Annotated in this window: 19 protein-coding genes; 16 read left to right on the forward strand and 3 right to left on the reverse strand. The window is 70.0% G+C overall.

The features are described 5' to 3' along the window. The first annotated feature begins 260 nt into the window (after positions 1-260). Together C2865_RS07995 and C2865_RS08000 are read left to right on the forward strand one after the other, a co-directional pair. A complete protein-coding gene (locus C2865_RS07995; RefSeq protein ID WP_106397722.1) occupies positions 261-698 on the forward strand; it encodes a hypothetical protein in 438 nt (145 codons plus the stop codon). Between the two features lie 91 nt (positions 699-789). Then, entirely contained in the window at positions 790-2,820 is a 2,031-nt protein-coding gene (locus C2865_RS08000; protein WP_106397723.1) for a WD40 repeat domain-containing serine/threonine protein kinase, read from the forward strand. A gap of 2 nt (positions 2,821-2,822) precedes the next feature. Here C2865_RS08000 and C2865_RS08005 read toward each other — a convergent pair whose 3' ends face one another. Further along, on the reverse strand, positions 2,823-3,299 hold the full coding sequence (locus C2865_RS08005; protein WP_106397724.1) for a hypothetical protein: 477 nt from the start codon (positions 3,297-3,299) through the stop codon (positions 2,823-2,825). A 146-nt stretch (positions 3,300-3,445) separates the two neighbouring features. Between C2865_RS08005 and C2865_RS08010 the strand changes: the two genes are divergently transcribed. From C2865_RS08010 to C2865_RS08075, 14 genes are all read left to right on the forward strand, one after another. Continuing rightward, positions 3,446-4,612, forward strand: a complete 1,167-nt coding sequence (locus C2865_RS08010; protein WP_157963618.1) for a hypothetical protein — start codon at positions 3,446-3,448, stop codon at positions 4,610-4,612. A gap of 162 nt (positions 4,613-4,774) precedes the next feature. Further along, positions 4,775-5,953: an MraY family glycosyltransferase gene (locus C2865_RS08015; protein WP_106397726.1), complete on the forward strand. Its 1,179-nt coding sequence runs from the start codon at positions 4,775-4,777 to the stop codon at positions 5,951-5,953. 110 nt (positions 5,954-6,063) lie between these two features. Then, positions 6,064-6,498, forward strand: a complete 435-nt coding sequence (locus C2865_RS08020) for a Cg1360 family ATP-synthase-associated protein (protein ID WP_106397727.1) — start codon at positions 6,064-6,066, stop codon at positions 6,496-6,498. A gap of 54 nt (positions 6,499-6,552) precedes the next feature. After that, complete coding sequence (locus C2865_RS08025) at positions 6,553-6,768, forward strand: hypothetical protein (RefSeq protein WP_106397728.1); 216 nt, start codon at positions 6,553-6,555, stop codon at positions 6,766-6,768. 112 nt (positions 6,769-6,880) lie between these two features. After that, positions 6,881-7,678 (forward strand): F0F1 ATP synthase subunit A, encoded by a 798-nt coding sequence (gene atpB, locus C2865_RS08030; protein WP_106397729.1) that lies wholly within the window; start codon positions 6,881-6,883, stop codon positions 7,676-7,678. 104 nt (positions 7,679-7,782) lie between these two features. Continuing rightward, on the forward strand, positions 7,783-8,022 hold the full coding sequence (gene atpE / locus C2865_RS08035; protein ID WP_106397730.1) for an ATP synthase F0 subunit C: 240 nt from the start codon (positions 7,783-7,785) through the stop codon (positions 8,020-8,022). A 39-nt stretch (positions 8,023-8,061) separates the two neighbouring features. Continuing rightward, entirely contained in the window at positions 8,062-8,610 is a 549-nt protein-coding gene (locus C2865_RS08040) for a F0F1 ATP synthase subunit B (protein ID WP_106397731.1), read from the forward strand. Next, entirely contained in the window at positions 8,610-9,419 is an 810-nt protein-coding gene (locus tag C2865_RS08045) for a F0F1 ATP synthase subunit delta (protein ID WP_106397732.1), read from the forward strand. The genes C2865_RS08040 and C2865_RS08045 overlap by 1 nt, the downstream gene beginning before the upstream one ends. A gap of 16 nt (positions 9,420-9,435) precedes the next feature. Beyond that, positions 9,436-11,073: a F0F1 ATP synthase subunit alpha gene (gene atpA, locus C2865_RS08050; protein WP_106397733.1), complete on the forward strand. Its 1,638-nt coding sequence runs from the start codon at positions 9,436-9,438 to the stop codon at positions 11,071-11,073. Between the two features lie 3 nt (positions 11,074-11,076). Then, the gene (locus C2865_RS08055) at positions 11,077-11,988 is read left to right on the forward strand and encodes a F0F1 ATP synthase subunit gamma (RefSeq protein WP_106397734.1); all 912 of its coding nucleotides are present in this window, start codon (positions 11,077-11,079) and stop codon (positions 11,986-11,988) included. A gap of 5 nt (positions 11,989-11,993) precedes the next feature. Then, positions 11,994-13,415 carry a F0F1 ATP synthase subunit beta gene (gene atpD / locus C2865_RS08060; protein ID WP_106397735.1) on the forward strand — a complete coding sequence of 474 codons (1,422 nt, stop codon included), beginning with the start codon at positions 11,994-11,996 and terminating at the stop codon, positions 13,413-13,415. A gap of 144 nt (positions 13,416-13,559) precedes the next feature. After that, positions 13,560-13,949, forward strand: coding sequence for a F0F1 ATP synthase subunit epsilon (locus C2865_RS08065; RefSeq protein WP_106397736.1), 390 nt, complete (start codon positions 13,560-13,562; stop codon positions 13,947-13,949). A gap of 18 nt (positions 13,950-13,967) precedes the next feature. Continuing rightward, positions 13,968-14,420, forward strand: coding sequence for a DUF2550 domain-containing protein (locus tag C2865_RS08070; protein ID WP_106397737.1), 453 nt, complete (start codon positions 13,968-13,970; stop codon positions 14,418-14,420). A 17-nt stretch (positions 14,421-14,437) separates the two neighbouring features. Then, on the forward strand, positions 14,438-15,019 hold the full coding sequence (locus C2865_RS08075; RefSeq protein WP_106397738.1) for a cob(I)yrinic acid a,c-diamide adenosyltransferase: 582 nt from the start codon (positions 14,438-14,440) through the stop codon (positions 15,017-15,019). A 9-nt stretch (positions 15,020-15,028) separates the two neighbouring features. On the opposite strand, the gene C2865_RS08080 is transcribed toward C2865_RS08075, so the two are convergent. Both C2865_RS08080 and C2865_RS08085 read right to left on the reverse strand, forming a co-directional pair. Beyond that, positions 15,029-15,514, reverse strand: coding sequence for a GNAT family N-acetyltransferase (locus tag C2865_RS08080; RefSeq protein WP_106397739.1), 486 nt, complete (start codon positions 15,512-15,514; stop codon positions 15,029-15,031). A 56-nt stretch (positions 15,515-15,570) separates the two neighbouring features. Next, entirely contained in the window at positions 15,571-16,467 is an 897-nt protein-coding gene (locus C2865_RS08085) for a sulfotransferase (RefSeq protein ID WP_106397740.1), read from the reverse strand. Between the last annotated feature and the right edge of the window lie 56 nt (positions 16,468-16,523).

The raw sequence follows: 16,523 nt of genomic DNA on the forward strand, positions 1-16,523 counted from the left end.
GGGTTCTATCGGAACTCTGCCGCATCGCCCCAGCTCGAAGGCGGTTTCCGGGCGTGCGGGGGTTCTGCTCCGAGAGTTGCGCATCCGGACTTGGACGAGGAAAACCCCCATTCGGTTCTTCGGTAAGTCGGATTTCTGCCTTAGCGAATCACTCCATATGCGGGCAATAAAGATGATCTTCATCGAACCGCTACAGTCCCTCACCTATCAGGAAGAACCATCAGGGAGTGATCACTATGCGGCGTACAGCTGCGGTTGCCATGACCGTCGTCACCCTGGGTGCCGGCGTCGGCCTCACTGCGGTCCCCGCCAGCGCCGCCCCGAAGAAGGTGACCAAGAAGTGGTCGACCTTCGCGGGGATGAAGGAGCTCAAGGCGGTCCACGCCGGAGGCAGGTACACCCGTTCCGGCAAGAAGATCGTGATCAGGGGCCGGATCACCGACAAGGCCAGGAACGGCTGGACCCCCGGCGTGCAGTTCCTCGTCTACAACAACGGCAAGTGGACCGCGACCGACCCCATCGGCATCTTCCGCGAGCCCGGCCGCACGCCGATCGACGGCCAGGCCACCGTCCCCTCGTGGAACAAGCCGGAGGGCAAGTTCAAGACCCTCCGGGGCACCCACCTCAAGGTGCGCGAGCTGGCGATCAGCACGAAGAAGAAGCAGCCCATCGTGGGGGCCTGGAAGAAGGTCTTCTGACGGTGGCCGACCGTGCGGCGCCGCACGGTCGTACGGCCCGGATGCTCCATCATCCGGGCCGTTCGTCTTTTTCGCCGCTATCGTGCCGCGGGTGGCCGAGAACGCGGAGCACACGGGGAACAAGGCGGATGATCTGGTCGCCGGGCGCTACCGGCTGCTGTCGGTGGTGGGGGTCGGCGGCATGGGGCGGGTGTGGCGGGCCCTGGACGAGCGGCTGGATCGCGAGGTGGCGGTCAAGGAGGTGCTGCTGCCGTCCGGGGTGCGGGGCGAGGAGCGCGAGCGGCTCAACCGCAGGGCGGTCCGGGAGGGCCGCTCGGCCGCCAGGCTCAGCCATCCGGGCATCATCACGATGCACGACATCGTCATCCACCGGGACGCGCCGTTCCTGGTCATGGAGTACCTGCCCGGCCGCTCCCTGGCCGAGGCCGTCGGGCTGGACGGGCCGCTGCCGCCGCACCGGGCCGCGCGGGTCGGCCGGGTCGTGGCCGAGGCGCTGCTCGTCGCGCACGGCGCGGGCATCGTCCACCGCGACCTGAAGCCGCAGAACGTGCTGCTGCACGGGGAGCGGGTGGTCATCACCGACTTCGGCATCGCCCACCTGGTCGGCGACGCCACGCTGACCGCGGCCGGGGCGATCATGGGCACCCCCGCCTACATGGCGCCCGAGCAGGCCGAGACCGCCGAGGTGAGCCCGGCCGCCGACGTGTGGTCGCTGGGGGCGACCCTCTACTCCGCGGTCGAGGGCAGGCCGCCCTTCCCCGGCGCCACCTACGTGGAGGCGCTCACCGCGCTCATCACCGGCGGGCCGAGACCTCCGCGCACCACCGGGCCGCTCATCGACCTGGTGATGCGGATCCTGCGCAGGGACCCGGCGGAGCGTCCGGGCCTGTCCGAGCTCGTCCCGCTGCTGGAACGGCTGGAGGAGCCGGCCGCGGAGCCGCCCGCCGTCCGGGCGGCCCCCGCCCCGCCTCCCGCCCCCGCCGAGCCGGCCCAGGTCTGGACGCCGCCGAGCGGGGGAGCGGTGCCTCCTCAGGCCGTCTCCACGGAGGCCGCGGCGCCCCCCACGCCGCCCTCGCAGGACTCCCAGGCGGCGTCTGCCCGGCTTCCGGCGCCGGCACGGCCCCGCATGTGGAGCCGCAGGGACCTCGGCGTCCTCGCCGGGCTGGCCGTGCTGAGCGCGGCGCTCCCCGCCGGGGTGAACCTCGCCCGCGGCGACGGGGGAGGGGGGCCCGCGCCGAAGCCCCCGGCGGGGGCGCCGCTCTCCCAGGGGCTGAGCGGCGCGGTGCGGGCGCTGGCCTTCGCGGGGGAGGGGACGGTCCTGGCGACCGGCAGCGACGGGGACCCGGTGCGGTTGTGGGATCCGGTGCGGCAGGCGGAGACCGGCCGCCTGGAGGGCCCCTCCCCGGTCACCACCCTCGCCTTCGGGCCCGGCGGCACGCTGCTGGCGGCGGGAGGGGGGGACAGCACGGTCTGGCTCTGGGAGACGGCGTCACGCAGCCGGATCGCGGTGCTGGACGGGCATGAGGCCGCCGTACGGGCGGTGGCGTTCGCCCCCGACGGGAGACTCCTCGCCTCGGCCGGGGACGACGACGTCGTCCGGCTCTGGGACACCGCGACCCGCCGGCAGGTGGCCGAACTCGAAGGCCACGACGACGACGTGTGGTCGCTGGCCTTCAGCCCCGACGGACGGACGCTCGCCAGCGGCGGCTGGGACGAGGCCGTGCGGCTGTGGGACGTGGCGGAGCGCGAGGAGCGGGCCAGGCTGGACGGCCACCGCGCGGTCGTGACGGCGGTGGCCTTCGCCCCGGACGGCCGGACCCTGGCCAGCGGGAGCCAGGACCACACGGTCCGGATCTGGGACGTGGCGGAGCGCGAGGAGCGGCACGTGCGCAAGGAGCACCGCGACTACGTCTCGGCGGTGGCCTTCGCCCCGGACGGCCGGACGCTGGTGAGCGCCGGCTGGGACGGCGCCGTGCGGCTGTGGGACACCGAGGGCTACGGGGAGAGGTCCGTCCTGCGGATGCGCGCCGGCGGCGATCACGTGCTGTCCCTGGCTTCGGCCGGCCGGTACCTGGCGATGGGCGGGCAGAGCCGGCTGGTGAGGGTGTACTCCCTCGGCTGAGGTCAGACCCGGCGCAGCTCGCCCATCACGACGTCCCCGTCCTCGGTGAGAGCGCTGTAGCGCAGCCTCTCCCCGTGCAGGGCGAGCCTGCCGGACGAGCCCAGGCAGCCGGAGCCGGACGCCAGCTTCTCGCTGAAGAGGATCGCGTCCGGCTCGGCGCCCTCCAGGACGACGCTGAACCGGCAGGTGGCCGAACCCACTCCGGACTCCCCGATGGGCTGACCGAGGGCGCCCCGGGTGAGCTCCAGATCCAGTTCGTAGGTCCCGCCGGGCCCCTCCGCGTTCCCCCGCCAGCGGCCGAGCATGCTCTCGGGCACCCCGTCGAGGGACGGGGGCGAGGCGGTGGGGAGCGGGGGGACGGTGGGCGCGGGGGAGGGAGGCGGGACCGGTGCCGGCCCGCCGGGGCGGGTCGCCGCCCAGGACCCCGCGGCGATTGCCGCGCAGGTCACCGCCGTCACCGCCCACCTGGCCCAGCGCACGGTTCCCCTCTCCGCAACTTTCAAGACGCGTTTCGGTGGCTCAATTTATCGTGATTCGGATAGCTTTCGCGCCATTGTTCTATGGCATTCATGGACGAAACACTAAAATCCGGCTACCGCTTAACAAAGGCACGGGGAGTGACCGAATGAGACGTATCGCTACGGTGGGCCTCGCCGCGGGCTCGCTGGTCCTGGGCATGGCGGCGCACGCCGTGCCCGCCGGGGCCGAGGAGGCGGCCGCCCCGTCCTCCTCCCGGGCGAAGCCCGTGGCGAAGGGGGGCTTCAAGAGCAAGAACGGGCGTGCCAAGGCCTTTCGCGACATTGAGGCCAGCGGCAGCTACCAGGTGACCCACGACAGGATCACCGTCAGGTTCAAGGTGCGCGACAAGAAGCGGGACGGCTGGACGCCCGCCGTCCAGTTCGCCGCGCTGGAGGCATGGGACGGGGAGGGCACGGGCCTGTACTTCCCGCTCGCCAAGAACCTCCGCAACGGGCGCGGCACCCCCAACCCCAACCAGAGCGGCACCATCGCCGGGCCGCCGATCAGCAACACGGTCGAGCCGAAGGGCTCCGAGCAGCCCGAATGCCGCAGCTGCAGCACGGTCAAGCCCCGGCCGAAACCCAAGCCGAAGAAGGGCCCCGCCGACGGCAGGTACACCTTCAAGTTCAAGAAGTCCTTCAGCTCCAAGTACACCGAATACCTGGCGGTGCGCGAGGTGCTCCTGCGCAAGAAGGGCAAGAAGTACCAGTACAAGGTCGGTCCGACGACCATCGTCTACGCGGCCTCCGAGGGGCCGCACCTGGCGCTCGACCCCGCGCAGAACGCCCGGACCGCCGACTCCGGCGGCGTCGCCGTCCAGCGGCGCGTGGTCCGTGACGGCCGCTACAAAAAGGCGCTGCGCGACGGCCTGGCGTCCTCCAGGCGGGCCATCCCCAAGGGCTGGACGCACTTCACCAACAAGAAGCTCCCCGGCCAGCTCGACGGCAACACCGAGACCTGGGGCTACTTCACCGGCTACCGCAACGACTCCGGCGGCACCAATGCCCGGCTCACCCTCCGCGTCCGCGACAACAAGGCCGACCGCCGGTACGCGGGCACGATCGTGGCGTTCACCAACGCGGACGCCAGCGTCGCCGAGGAGTGGGCGCTGTCCAATCTCCAGGACCTCAAGGGCCGCTGGACCAGCCGGGTGGTGCACTCGGCCTACACCGACCACCTGCTGTACCAGTCCTGTGTCGGCCTCTACGACCAGGTGGACGGCAGGCTGGTGTTCGTCCCGACGACCTGCGGCGAGCCCCAGGTCCTCTACTGATCAAGGGATGATCAGGATGTTTCACACCGGGTAAGGGCCTCCTGTGCCCCTCGGTGGGCGTAAGGTGTGCTGATCGTCGGACGGCCGCAGGCAACCTTCGGGGGCCGGTGGCCGTCTTACAGTTCACAAGGTGACGGCGTCCGGAGGCGGAGGGGCGGGGCAATGCGGGAATACCTGCTGGTCATCCTCACCGGCATCACCGTCACCTACCTGCTGGTCACCCCGGTCAAGCGGCTCGCCCTGCTCATCGGGGCGCAGTCCCCGGTGCGGGAGCGGGACGTGCACTCCGTCCCCACGCCCCGGGTGGGCGGCCTGGCGATGTTCGGCGGGCTGCTGGGCGCCCTGGTGATGGCCAAGAGCCTGCCGCACATGCAGAAGGTCTTCGAGGAGACCAAGACCGCCGAGGCGGTGATCCTGGCCGGCGCGCTGATCGTCCTGCTGGGCATCGCCGACGACCTGTGGGACATCGACGCCCTGACCAAGCTGTCGGGGCAGGTCGCCGCCTCCGGAATCCTGATCATGAACGGGGTCCGGCTCACCACGATCCCGCTGCCCGACGGCGGTTCGCTCGCCCTGCCCCCCCAGTACGGGGTGCCGCTCACGGTCTTCGTGGTGGTGGCGACGATCAACGCGGTGAACTTCATCGACGGCCTGGACGGCCTGGCCGCCGGCGTCGTGGGCATCGCGGCGTTCGCCCTGTTCCTGCTGTCCTACCGGCTCGCGGACGTCATCGACATCCCGCTGCTCATCGGCCCCACCATGATCGCCGGCGTGCTGGTGGGCGTCTGCATCGGCTTCCTGGCGCACAACTTCCACCCGGCCCGCATCTTCATGGGCGACACCGGCTCGATGCTCATCGGGCTCCTGCTGTCGGCGGCCACCATCCAGCTCATCGAGCTGTTCGACCCCGCGCTGGTCAAGAAGTACTCGATCTTCCCGCTGTGGCTGCCGCTGCTGCTCGTCCCCATGGTCGTCGTGGTGCCCTACGCCGACATGCTGCTGGCCGTCTGGCGCCGCACCAACCAGGGCCGTTCGCCCTTCGCCCCCGACAAGCACCACCTGCACCACCGGCTGCTGCGCCTGGGCCACTCCCACCGCAGGTCCGTGCTGATCATGTACGGCTGGGTCGGCCTGGTGGGCTCCTGCATGGTCGCCATGTCGTTCGTCCCCCCGGGTTCGCCGGACGTGCTCGCCCTCGTGGTGGGAATCACTCTCCTGGTCGCCGCGCTGGGTGCGGTCCTCATGGTCGGGGTGCCCCGGATCATGGCCAGAAGGGCCGCCGCCGCGGCGGCGCAGCGCGTTTCGGACGACACCGATACCTTCACCCGGCAGCCGGTTTAAGCAGCTGTTCGCCCTACCGTTACCCGAGGGGTAATTGCCGGGCTTCTCGACGCTTGTGATAGCTTTCACTAAGTAGAGACGAACACGTTACGTGACCAACCGGAGCCTCCATGGACTCAGGCGCTTCGATCTTCAAGGGTGCCGCCCTGCCCACCGCCCTCGCCGGCGTCGTGGCCCTGCTCGCGGGGCTGCTCTTCGGCGGGCCGAAGGGTGCGGCGGGCGCCGTGCTGGGGACCGTCGTGGTCGTGGCGTTCTTCTCCATCAGCGCGTACGTGGTCGCCTGGGCCTCGAAGATCTCCCCGCAGACCCTCATGCTGGCCGGCATCACCAGTTACGTGGTGAAGGTGCTGGGCATGATGATCTTGATTTCGGCGCTCGGCGACGTCACCCTGTGGAACACGGTGATCTTCGGCTGGACGGTCGTGGCCCTCGCGGTCGTGTGGATCGTCGCCGAGTTCAGGACCACCCTCCAGACCCGAAGGCCTTACATTGACGAACCCATCACCGACGGCGAGCGGGAAGTCCGTGCCGGGCGCGGCTCGTGAAGGGCTACTCCGATATGACCAGTCCTCGACTGGCCTGCTATCGTTCGGCGCGCGATGAGCGAGCATTCGGAAGCGCCACGGGAGACTGGCCCCAGCTTCGCCGACGCCGCTTGGTCCGTCCCCAGCTACCTGCTGTCCGGGATGGCCATCTGGGGCGGAATCGGGTGGCTGTTGAGCGAGTGGTCCGGGTGGGACCTGTTCAAGCCGATAGGGCTGATCATGGGTGCCGGGCTCGCCGTCTACCTGGTCTACGTGAAATACGGTCGCTGACCGCCGGTACCCGGTACCCGGCCAGCGAGTACTTGATCCATCTTCAGCTTGAAGGGAACGCCACAGTGCGCGAGTGCAGCGAGCGGACCACTATGCCCACCGAGGTGAAGAAGTGAGCGCAGTGACTGTCCTCGCCGCTTCCGGTGGCGGCGTGTTCACGCCGCCCGGTGCAGAGCTCTTCGACTTTCCGCCGCTGTTCGCGGGCGGCCCCGAGTGGCTGACCAAGCCGGTGGCCCTGGCCATCCTCGGTGCCCTCCTGACCTGCGCCATCGCCTGGAGCGCCTTCGCCAAGCCGAAGCTCGTTCCCCGCGGTATGCAGAACGTCGGCGAGATCGGTTACACGTTCGTCCGCGACCAGGTCGCCAGGCCGTTCCTGGGCAAGGACGCAGAACGTTGGATGCCGCTTCTGCTGTCGATGTTCGTGCTGATCTGGGTCTGGAACCTCTTCGCGGTGATCCCGGTGATCCAGTTCCCGGTGGCCTCGCACATCGCCTTCCCCGCGGTGCTGGCGCTGAGCGTCTACTTCCTCAAGATCTACCTGGGCATGCGGCACCAGGGGCCGGTGAAGTACTTCACCAACCTCATCCCCAAGGGCCTGCCCAAGCCGATCTACGTCCTGCTGGTGCCGATCGAGTACCTCTCGACCTTCGTCCTCGCGCCCTTCACCCACGCGGTGCGGCTCTTCGCGAACATGTTCGCCGGCCACCTCATCCTGGCCTTCTTCAGCCTCGTGGGCTACTGGTTCCTGATCGAGAACCCGACCCTGCTCGGTGCGCCGGTCGGCGTGCTCGGTGTGGTGATGACGATCGCGATGACCGCGTTCGAGCTGTTCATCCAGTTCCTGCAGGCCTTCCTGTTCACCATGCTCGCCGCCATGTACATCGGCAGCGGGCTGCACGCGGACCACTAGGCCGCCCCAGTCTTCTCGTTCCCAAGAGACCCGACCGGTGGACCATCCACCGGAAGAGATCCGACCGGTGGATCCCCCACCGGCCAAATGAAGGAGTACAAGAAATGAGCGTCGTCGCACAGTCGGCCATCGCCGCCGTCGAGGGTAACGTCGGAGCGATCGGCTACGGCCTTGCTGCGATCGGCCCCGGTATCGGCGTCGGCATCATCTTCGGCCAGGGCGTCCAGGCGATGGCCCGCCAGCCCGAGATGACCGGCGTCATCCGCCAGAACATGATGCTGGGCTTCGTTCTGACCGAGGCGCTCGCGCTGATCGGTCTGGTCGCTCCGTTCATCTACCGCTGACGGCGCGCAACACAACCCTGACGGAGGGCTGCACCTAAAATGATCACAGCAGCTTCAGTGCTCGCTGCGGAGGGCAACAACCCGCTCATTCCGCACACCTACGAGCTCGTCGTCGGCGTCTTCTCGTTCCTGGTCGTGGTCCTGGTCGTCGGGAAGCTGCTGGTCCCCCGGATCCAGCAGACGCTGGCCGAGCGCACTGATCTGATCGAAGGCGGGCTCAAGCGCGCCGAAGACGCTCAGGCCGAGGCCAAGCAGACCCTCGACGCTTACAAGTCCCAGCTCTCGGAGGCCCGCCAGGAGGCGGCACGCCTGCGGGAGGAGGCTCGTGAGCAGGGCGCTCAGATCATCGCGCAGATGAAGGAGCAGGCCCAGGTCGAGGCGCGCCGCATCGTGGAGAACGCCCAGGCGCAGATCGAGCAGGAGCGCACCCAGGCCCTGGCCGCGCTGCGCGCCGAGGTCGGCGCCATGTCGGTCGAGCTGGCCGGCCGGGTGGTCGGCGAGTCCCTCGAGGACGAGGCGCGCCAGCGCCGTATCGTCGACCGCTTCCTCGAGGAGCTCGAGTCCGCCAACGCGAGCAAGGCCCTGTGATGGCGGGAGCCGTCAGCAGGGCCTCGCTGGCCGAGGTCAACGAGAGATTCGACGAGATCGCCGCGGGCGCGGACGCCGCGACGCTCGGCGCCGAGCTGTTCGCGGTCCTGCACCTGCTGGACCGCGAGCACGGGCTGCGCCGGTCGCTGGCCGACCCGGCGTCCTTCGGCGAGGCCAAGGCGCAGATCGTGCGCTCACTGCTCGAGGGCAAGCTGAGCGAGTCCGCGATCGAGCTCGCGGCCGAGGTCGTGCGCCGCAGGTGGAGCACGTCGGCCGAGATGACCGACGCCATCGAGCGGCTCGCGGTGAACGCCCAGGCGGTCGCCGCCGAGCGGGCCGGCCGGCTCGACCAGCTCGAGGACGACCTGTTCCGCTTCACCCGGGTGGTCTCCGGCGATCCGGCGCTGCGCGCGGCCCTGGCCGGCGCGCAGATCCCCGCCGAGCGCAAGGCGGAGCTGGTCAAGGCTCTGCTGGAGGGCAAGGTCGCCGAGGCGTCCCTGGCCCTCATCACCGAGGCCGTCACGCACTCGCGGGGACGTAGCCTGGAAGGCGAGCTCGACGGCTACGGCAAGGTCGTCGCCGAGCGGCGCAACCGGCTGGTCGCTCTCGTCCGTACCGCCGTTCCCCTCACGGGGGAGCAGCAGACCCGGCTCGCGGCGGCGCTCGGCGCCTCCTACGGCCGTGATGTACACCTGAACATCGAACTCGACCCGACCGTGCTCGGCGGCATCGCCGTGCAGATCGGGGACGAGGCAATCGACGGCACGATCGCCGGACGCCTTGACGGCGTACGCCGGCGGATCGCCTGAAGGCAAGGAAGGAATCATGGCGGAGCTGACGATCCGTCCGGATGAGATCCGGAACGCGCTGGAGCGTTTCGTCCAGTCGTACGAGCCCGACGCGGCCGCGCGCGAGGAGGTCGGCACTGTCACCGAGTCCGGCGACGGTATCGCTCGCGTCTCGGGCCTCCCCTCGGCGATGGCCAACGAGCTCCTGGAGTTCGAGGACGGCACGCGCGGTCTGGCGCTGAACCTCGAGCCCCGCGAGATCGGCGCGGTCGTGCTGGGCGACTTCACCAAGATCGAGGAAGGCCAGCCGGTGCGCCGCACCGGTGAGGTCCTGTCCACCCCGGTCGGCGACGACTTCCTGGGCCGCGTCGTTGACGCCCTGGGCAACCCGATCGACGGCAAGGGCCCGATCGCCTCGACCGAGCGCCGCGCGCTGGAGCTGCAGGCTCCGACCGTCGTGCAGCGCCAGTCGGTCGGCGAGCCGCTGCAGACCGGCATCAAGGCCATCGACGCGATGACCCCGATCGGCCGCGGCCAGCGCCAGCTGATCATCGGTGACCGGCAGACCGGCAAGACCACGATCGCCGTCGACACGATCATCAACCAGCGGGAGAACTGGCTCTCCGGCGACCCGGAGAAGCAGGTCCGCTGCATCTACGTCGCCATCGGCCAGAAGGGCTCCACCATCGCCTCCGTGCGCGGCACGCTGGAAGAGGCGGGCGCGCTGGAGTACACCACCATCGTCGCCGCCCCGGCGTCCGACCCGGCCGGCTACAAGTACATCGCCCCCTACACCGGGTCCGCGATCGGCCAGCACTGGATGTACCAGGGCAAGCACGTCCTGATCGTCTTCGACGACCTGTCCAAGCAGGCCGAGGCCTACCGCGCCGTCTCCCTGCTGCTGCGCCGCCCGCCGGGCCGCGAGGCCTACCCGGGTGACGTCTTCTACCTGCACTCGCGTCTGCTCGAGCGCTGCGCCAAGCTCTCGGACGACATGGGCGCCGGCTCGATGACGGGCCTGCCGGTCATCGAGACCAAGGGCAACGACGTGTCGGCGTTCATCCCGACCAACGTCATCTCCATCACCGACGGCCAGTGCTTCCTGGAGACGGACCTGTTCAACCAGGGTGTCCGCCCGGCCATCAACGTCGGTGTCTCGGTCTCCCGGGTCGGCGGCTCGGCGCAGATCAAGGCGATGCGCAGCGTCGCCGGCACCCTGCGCCTGTCCCTGTCCCAGTACCGCGACCTGGAGGCCTTCGCGGCCTTCGCCTCCGACCTGGACGCGGCCTCCAAGGCGCAGCTGGAGCGCGGCGCCCGCCTGGTCGAGCTGCTCAAGCAGCCGCAGTACAACCCGTTCCCGGTCGAGAAGCAGGTCGTCTCGGTCTGGTCGGGCACCTCCGGCGAGCTGGACGACGTGCCGGTGGAGGACATCCGCCGCTTCGAGGCCGGCTTCCTCGAGCACGTCGAGGGCAGCCACAAGGGCCTGCTGAGCGGGATCCGGGACACCGGCAAGCTGTCGGACGACGCGCTGACCGTCCTGAAGGACGCCATCACGGAGTTCAAGAAGGGCTTCACCACCAGCGCGGGCACCCTGCTGGGCGCCGAGGAGCCGGTCGAGCCGCTGGCCTCGGACGAGGTCGAGCAGGAGACCATCAAGCGCGTCAAGAAGGCCTGATCCATGGGAGCCCAGCTTCGCCTCCTGCGGCGCAAGATCAAGTCGGCCCAGTCGACCGCCAAGATCACGCGCGCGCAGGAGCTGATCGCCACCTCACGGATCTCCAAGGCCCAGGAACGGGTCGCGGCCTCCAGGCCGTACGCGCAGTTGATCACGCGGGCGCTGACCTCGCTGGTCAGCCACCGCTCGGGCGTCGACCACCCGCTGCTGAACGAGCAGCCGGAGGACAAGCGCTCCGCGGTGCTGATCATCACCTCGGACCGCGGATTCTGCGGCGGCTACAACGCCAACGTGATCCGCGAGGCCGAGGCCCTGATGGCGCTGCTGCGCGAGCAGGGCCGCGAGCCCGTCCCCTACGTGGTCGGCACCAAGGGCCTCACCTGGTACAAGTTCCGTGACCGCCAGGTCGGCGGGGAATGGTCGGGCTTCAGCGACCGGCCGGACTTCCCCAGCGCCGAGCGCATCGGCCGCAAGCTGGTCGAGGACTTCCTCAAGACCGACGCGGAGGGCGGCGTGGGCGAGATCCACGTCGTCTACACCGAGTTCGTCTCGATGCTGACGCAGGCGGTCCAGGTCAAGCGCCTGCTGCCGCTGCAGATCGAGGAGGTCGAGCGCAGCCAGGCCGAGGGGCCGCTGCCGTCCTACGACTTCGAGCCGACCGCCGAGGCCACGCTGGACCTGCTGCTGCCGAACTACATCGAGAGCCGCATCTTCCACATGCTGCTCCAGGGTGCTGCTTCGGAGCTGGCGGCCCGGCGCCGTGCGATGAAGTCCGCGACGGACAACGCCAATGATCTGATCGGCATCTACTCGCGCCAGGCCAACCAGGCGCGGCAGGCCGAGATCACCCAGGAAATCAGCGAGATCGTCGGTGGCGCCAACGCGCTGGCCGACGCCAGCGCGGGGAGTGAATAGGAAACATGTCTGCAACTGCGGTAGCGATCGGCACCGGCCGCGTCGTCCGGGTCGTCGGCCCGGTCGTCGACGTGGAGTTCCCCTCCGACGCCATGCCCACGATCAACAACGCGCTCCAGGTCGAGGTCGTCCTCGGCGCGGAGACCAAGACGCTGACCCTCGAGGTCGCCCAGCACCTGGGCGACAACATGATCCGGGCCATCTCCATGCAGCCCACCGACGGCCTGGTCCGCGGTGCGGCGGTGGCGGACTCCGGTTCGGCCATCTCGGTGCCGGTCGGCGACATCACCAAGGGCCACGTGTGGAACGCCCTGGGCGAGTGCCTGGACAGCCCCGGCCTGCAGGTCAACGAGCGCTGGGGCATCCACCGCAGCGCTCCGCCGTTCGACCAGCTCGAGTCCAAGACCGAGATGCTGGAGACCGGCATCAAGGTCATCGACCTCCTCACCCCGTACGTCAAGGGCGGCAAGATCGGCCTGTTCGGCGGCGCCGGTGTGGGCAAGACGGTGCTCATCCAGGAGATGATCACCCGTGTCGCCCGCAACTTCGGTGGCACCTCGGTGTTCGCCGGCGTCGGCGAGCGCACCCGTGAGGGCAACGACCTCTGGGTGGAGATGGACGAGGCCAACGTCCTCAAGGACACCGCCCTCGTCTTCGGCCAGATGGACGAGCCGCCGGGCACCCGTCTGCGGGTCGCCCTGTCCGCCCTGACGATGGCGGAGTACTTCCGCGACGTGCAGAAGCAGGACGTGCTGCTGTTCATCGACAACATCTTCCGGTTCACCCAGGCCGGCTCGGAGGTCTCCACCCTGCTCGGCCGCATGCCGTCCGCGGTGGGCTACCAGCCGACCCTGGCCGACGAGATGGGCCAGCTGCAGGAGCGGATCACCTCGACCCGCGGTCACTCGATCACCTCGATGCAGGCGATCTACGTGCCCGCGGACGACATCACCGACCCCGCTCCGCACACCACCTTCGCGCACCTCGACGCGCGTACGGTGCTCTCCCGGGCCATCACCGAGAAGGGCATCTACCCGGCGGTGGACCCGCTGGACTCCAGCTCGCGGATCATGGACCCGGCGATCATCGGCGCGGAGCACTACGCGGTCGCGCAGGAGGTCATCCGGATCCTGCAGAAGTACAAGGAGCTCCAGGACATCATCGCGATCCTCGGTATCGACGAGCTGTCCGAGGAGGACAAGGTCACCGTTCAGCGCGCCCGTCGCATCGAGCGGTTCCTGTCCCACCCGATGTACGTCGCCGAGCAGTTCACCGGCCAGCCCGGTGTCACCGTTCCGCTCGACGAGACCATCGCCTCCTTCAAGGCGCTGTGCGAGGGCAAGTACGACCACATCCCCGAGCAGGCGTTCTTCATGTGCGGCGGCGTCGACGACGTCGAGAAGAAGGCCAAGGAGCTGGCGAAGTAGCGAGTGGGTAGGGCTTCAGCCAAGCAGGAATCCCCGCTGACGCCGATGGCGTTAGCGGGGATCACGGCAGCAAGCGTCCCGGTATGACAGAAAGGCGAGGCTTGCTGCCACAGCGACGGGCCTTGTCCAACAGGAGGTAATGACATGGCACTTCGAGTGGCCCTTGTCTCGCCTGAGCGTGAGGTCTGGGCGGGCGAGGCCGAGATGGTGGTCGCGCAGACCATCGAGGGCGAGATCGGTATCCGTACCGGTCACGCCCCGGTGCTGGGCGTGCTGGTCGACGGCAGCCTGGTGAGGATCCACCCGACGACGGGCGACGTGATCGTCGCCGCGGTGGGCAGCGGCTTCTTCTCGGTCGCCGACGACGAGGTCTCCGTCCTGGCCGAGCAGGCCGAGCTGGGCAACGAGATCGACGTGGCCCAGGCCCGTGCGGCGCTGGCGGAGGCCCAGACCGGCGGCGACGACGACAACCCGCAGGTGGTCGCCGAGCGCCGTGCCCGCGCGCGGTTGCGCGCGGCCGGGGCCGAGTCCTAAAGAGAGAACCGGTAGCACGTGGGCGAGCACCTGGCACGAGACATCGGCTGGGTGCTCGCCGCCGTCGTGCTGCTGGCGGTGCTGCTGTTCGGCCTGATGTCGTTGCGCCGCTGGCTGCTGGAGCTGGGCGGCGGCACGGTGGAGTGCAGCCTGCGCGACCTGCAGGACGCCAACGTCTGGCGGCTGGGGATCGGCCGCTACCAGGGCGACGAGCTGCAATGGCACCGCATCTTCGGCTTCAGACGCAGACCCCGGAAGGTGATCCACCGCCGGGGTCTCGTCGTGCTCAACCGGCGCGAGCCCGAGGGCGAGGAGATCGCCGCCCTCACCGCGGACGCCGCCATCATCGAGGTCAAGAACGGGGACCTGGCCGTCGAGCTGGCGATGTCCCCGGCCGCCCTCACCGGGTTCCTGGTCTGGCTGGAGTCCTCGCCGCCGGGCTGGCCGGTCGACCTGCCGGACGGCGCCTGAGCGCTAGTGTTGGTGTCATGAGTCGCGATGACGAGCCGGTCGTGTTGTCCAAGATCTACACCCGCGGGGGAGATGACGGGACGACGGCGCTCGGCGATGCCAGCAGGACCGTCAAGACCGATCCGAGGATCGCCGCCTACGCCGACGTGGAGGAGGCCAACGCCGCGATCGGGGTGGCGCTGTCGGTCGGTTCGCTGCCGGAGGCCGTCGCGGCGGTGCTCAGGCAGGTGCAGAACGACCTGTTCGACGTCGGCGCGGACCTGTGCACCCCCGTGGACCCCGGCCTGGACTACGAGCCGCTGCGGGTCACCGAGGCCTATGTGGAGCGGCTGGAGGGCTGGTGCGACCGGTTCAACGAGCCGCTGGCCCCGCTGCGCAGCTTCATCCTGCCCGGCGGCGCGCCGGGCACCGCCTACCTGCACGTGGCGCGCACCGTCACCCGCCGGGCGGAGCGGATGATCTGGACGGCGCTGGAGGCGCACGGCAAGACCATGAACCCGCTGACCGCCCGTTACGTCAACCGGCTGTCGGACCTGCTGTTCATCTTCTGCCGGGTGGTGTCGGCGGGCGAGGACGTCCTGTGGAAGCCGGGCGGCTGACCCGGGGGCTCACAGGAAGCGGGCCATGAGCACGTCGTCGACGAGGCGGCCCTCGATCAGGAACTCGTCCTTGAGCACGCCCTCGACGGTGAAGCCCAGGCTCTCGTAGAGCCGCCGGGCGGCGGTGTTGCCCGCCAGGACGCGCAGGGTGAGCTTGCGGGCGCCCTGCCGACGAGCCTCGGCCACGGCGCCCTCCAGCAGCAGCCCGCCGATGCCGCGGCCCCGCGCCTCGGGGTCGACGGCCAGTCCCTGGATCTGGCGGACGTGCGCGGCGCTGGGCTGCAGGACGGGCTGCACCAGCCGCAGGTAGCCGACCACGCGGTCGTCGAGCTCGGCCACCAGGAAGTGCTCGGGCAGATGGAAGCGGTCGTAGAAGTAGCCGTTGCGGGTCGGCCGTGGCATGACGGAGTTGTCCGGAGCCCAGGTCAGCCAGTCCAGTTCGGCCAGCGCCTTCTCGTCCCGTGGCAGCGCCCTGCGGATCCTCACCTCACCCATCCGTCCAGTCTGCCGCCCGTCCCGTGCTCGCGCACGGGGAAAGGCGGGAAAGCGGCTCAGCCCGCCGTCCCGGCCGGCGCGGGGACGATGCCGCGCGCGAGCTGCCGGCGCCGGCCCTGCTCCCACACCCGGGCCCAGCGCCGGTCCAGGAAGCGGTCCAGCCGGGAGGTGGGCGGGACGGTGCGGGCGGGGAAGGAGTGGGAGGCGCGGAACTCCTTGGCCAGCCGTTCGGCGTCCAGGAGGTGGCCCGCCCAGGAGGCGGCGCGCACGGGGTCGAGGACCAGCTCGTCGTAGTCGAGGAAGGCGACCCGCTCGACGGGCAGCCGGGCGGTGCGGCGCAGCATGCCCAGGACCCGCAGGCGCAGGTTCCAGCGGCCGAGCACCCTCAGGAGCGCGGCGCCCGCCCGCGTCCGCTGGAAGGCGACGGCGACGCGGACCACCGGGCTGTGGCCGGTCAGCGCCATGCCGTACGCGGTGTTCTCGGCTCCGCGCGCCAGGGCGCGGTCGGCGCTGTCGCAGATGCCCGCCAGCCGCCTGCGGGTCACGATCACCCCGGCCTCGGGGAAGCAGCGCAGGAGCAGGTCCTCCCGGCCGGTGTCGGAGGGGTTCTTCAGGACCGCGGTCCCCGACCGGGCGGCGATGTCGTCGGCGACCCTGCGCAGCAGGGGCGCCCCCCTGGGGTGGAACCGGCTCGTCAACCGGGTGGTGAGGCCCTGGTCGACCAGGAGCCAGCCGTACTCCTCGGGGGTGGCGGCGGTGACCGGGCGGGCGTCCACCCCGCGGTCCACCGGCTCGTCGGCCTCCACCAGCGCGCGCAGCCGTTCCGCCAGGCCGGGCGAGCCGTACCGGATCAGGTCTCCGACGGTGAACGGCTCCCCGCCGGTGGCAGCGGCCGTCGCCTCCAGCAACACGGTGGTCCCGCTGCGGTTGAAGCCGCTGACGAAGAGGATCACTCTGCTCCCTCGCTCTGGCGCTCGGCCGGACAGGTGTCCATCGAATCTTTATATAT

Origin of the sequence: Actinocorallia populi (genome assembly GCF_002995495.1) — a bacterium.
Classification (GTDB): Bacteria; Actinomycetota; Actinomycetes; order Streptosporangiales; family Streptosporangiaceae; genus Actinocorallia; species Actinocorallia populi.

Excerpts from the sequence above, each read along its gene's own strand:
- C2865_RS08015 (WP_106397726.1), top strand. The coding sequence starts at position 4,775 with ATGCGGGAATACCTGCTGGTCATCCTCACCGGCATCACCGTCACCTAC.
- C2865_RS07995 (WP_106397722.1), top strand. The coding sequence starts at position 261 with ATGACCGTCGTCACCCTGGGTGCCGGCGTCGGCCTCACTGCGGTCCCC.
- C2865_RS08080 (WP_106397739.1), bottom strand. The coding sequence starts at position 15,514 with ATGGGTGAGGTGAGGATCCGCAGGGCGCTGCCACGGGACGAGAAGGCG.
- C2865_RS08020 (WP_106397727.1), top strand. The coding sequence starts at position 6,064 with ATGGACTCAGGCGCTTCGATCTTCAAGGGTGCCGCCCTGCCCACCGCC.
- C2865_RS08065 (WP_106397736.1), top strand. The coding sequence starts at position 13,560 with ATGGCACTTCGAGTGGCCCTTGTCTCGCCTGAGCGTGAGGTCTGGGCG.
- atpA (WP_106397733.1), top strand. The coding sequence starts at position 9,436 with ATGGCGGAGCTGACGATCCGTCCGGATGAGATCCGGAACGCGCTGGAG.
- C2865_RS08045 (WP_106397732.1), top strand. The coding sequence starts at position 8,610 with ATGGCGGGAGCCGTCAGCAGGGCCTCGCTGGCCGAGGTCAACGAGAGA.
- atpE (WP_106397730.1), top strand. The coding sequence starts at position 7,783 with ATGAGCGTCGTCGCACAGTCGGCCATCGCCGCCGTCGAGGGTAACGTC.
- C2865_RS08055 (WP_106397734.1), top strand. The coding sequence starts at position 11,077 with ATGGGAGCCCAGCTTCGCCTCCTGCGGCGCAAGATCAAGTCGGCCCAG.
- C2865_RS08075 (WP_106397738.1), top strand. The coding sequence starts at position 14,438 with ATGAGTCGCGATGACGAGCCGGTCGTGTTGTCCAAGATCTACACCCGC.
- C2865_RS08040 (WP_106397731.1), top strand. The coding sequence starts at position 8,062 with ATGATCACAGCAGCTTCAGTGCTCGCTGCGGAGGGCAACAACCCGCTC.
- C2865_RS08010 (WP_157963618.1), top strand. The coding sequence starts at position 3,446 with ATGAGACGTATCGCTACGGTGGGCCTCGCCGCGGGCTCGCTGGTCCTG.
- atpD (WP_106397735.1), top strand. The coding sequence starts at position 11,994 with ATGTCTGCAACTGCGGTAGCGATCGGCACCGGCCGCGTCGTCCGGGTC.
- C2865_RS08025 (WP_106397728.1), top strand. The coding sequence starts at position 6,553 with ATGAGCGAGCATTCGGAAGCGCCACGGGAGACTGGCCCCAGCTTCGCC.